The organism is Sutterella sp. (assembly GCF_030539355.1).
Lineage (GTDB): Bacteria > Pseudomonadota > Gammaproteobacteria > Burkholderiales > Burkholderiaceae_F > Sutterella.
Genome location: NZ_JAUNSF010000202.1, coordinates 1 through 1,578, shown reverse-complemented (window position 1 = coordinate 1,578; position 1,578 = coordinate 1). Strand labels below are relative to the sequence as shown.

At 60.4% G+C, this 1,578-nt stretch carries 2 protein-coding genes; one reads left to right on the top strand and one right to left on the bottom strand.

What is annotated here, in order from left to right:
- A partial coding sequence (locus tag Q4F91_RS13535; RefSeq protein ID WP_303338257.1) for a hypothetical protein occupies positions 1 to 1,094 on the top strand: 1,094 nt, incomplete at its 5' end.
- A gap of 138 nt (positions 1,095 to 1,232) precedes the next feature.
- On the opposite strand, the gene Q4F91_RS13530 is transcribed toward Q4F91_RS13535, so the two are convergent.
- Positions 1,233 to 1,578, bottom strand: a 346-nt coding sequence (locus tag Q4F91_RS13530; protein WP_303338256.1) for a DUF1524 domain-containing protein, incomplete at its 5' end; no start/stop codon positions are given.

Here is a 1,578-nt window from a genome sequence, read left to right as displayed (position 1 = left end):
CGCAGACGGTCACGGTCGTGCTGGTGCACGACGGCGAACCCGCGGCGACGGACGCGCCCGCCTTCGTGACGGACTCGTCGCAGGCGGCAGGCGAGGAGGGCGGCGAGGGCGACGGGGAGGAATCTCCCCTCTGGAAGGCGCTCCTCGCGGACGCCGCCGACGCGATGGAGACGCCGCTCTGCGAGCTCGACGCCATCACGAATTTCCACGGCGAAGGGTTCGCGAGCTACATCGCTTTCCTGCGCCGCCAGGCGCTTCACGACTATCCGTGGTTCCGCGAGGCGGGCGGCACGGCCTTCTGCCCGCTCACGACCGTTCTCGTCGACCAGGCAGACGAGGAGAACCTCGATTTCGGTCCGGACGAAGTCCTCGCGACGGCGGTCGGCATCTGGGCGATCGAGAAGATCTGCATCTCCTACACGCTCGAGGTTCTCTACGACGCGATGCAGAGCCGCGACTGGTGGCACGGCTACACGTGCGACTGGGTGCTTGAGCACTTCACCTCCTGGGCGCTCTGGCTGCAGCTCCCGGGATCGGGCGGCAACCCGAACGTCGATCCGATGAACGCCTCCGGATACCTCGCCGGCCTCACCGCCAATGAGGAAGGGTATTCGATCTGGTTCCAGCACCTCGAGGACGAGACGGACCTCACGACGAGCGACTTCTTCGAGGTGCCGCTCATTCCGGGGAAGACCCTGGGCGAGATCTTCGAGAACGTGCAGTTCGGGCACTTCGACTTCGAGCCCGTCGAGGATGAGGACGTGATCGATCAGGCTGGGGACGGTGATGACGAGGAGAAGGACAGTGACGGCTTCGATTTTGACGAAGTGGATCTCCGGGTGAGCGAGCTCGCCGAGGTCGCGCTCCCGCTCCTCGTGATCGCGATCGGTGACGAGCACGCCCGCACGGTGCTCCGCACGGACCGCACCTGCACCCGGACCGAGCTCATCCCCGGGGCGACGCTGCCGCGCCGCGGTGTGATTGACGTGCGCGGCACGGCCGGCACGGGCTCGGACGAGTTCCGGCGAGCGGTCACAGGGGACGAGATCCTCTACATTCGCATGGAGAAGGACATCCGGCGGGATCTCAACTGATCAGAACCAGAACCAGCGCAACAGGGTTGCTGCACCTATGAATCGCTGCGTCTCAATGCTCATGGTCCGACGCAAAAGTATGCCGCCGGAAGTCACTCCCGGCGGCTCCAACGGAGTTCTCAATTACAACTAAGAAGCTTATTGCAGCAGATTGTTTGCCGCAAGTTCATCCATGAAGGCATCAATTATTCTTTCTGTTCTTGAGATAATATCTGATTCGGTAAAATCAACAGCTTTGGCGATATTTGTAAGATCCCTGATGACGGTTCCCGGCCGAGCTCTGTTTCCGACTTCGGTACCAAGATAGTGTTTCTTCTTGTCTTCGAATCGATAGTCGGAGGCGCGGATATTGATTGATTTTTCAAGGAGGGACTTATTCCCAAGGGAGTCGATATTACCTTCCTTCTGAAGACGGGCTTCTTCCGCTCTGCGACGAGAGTAAATATGTTCGATATCAAAACGAATATCCAGAGAAGGAACCTTC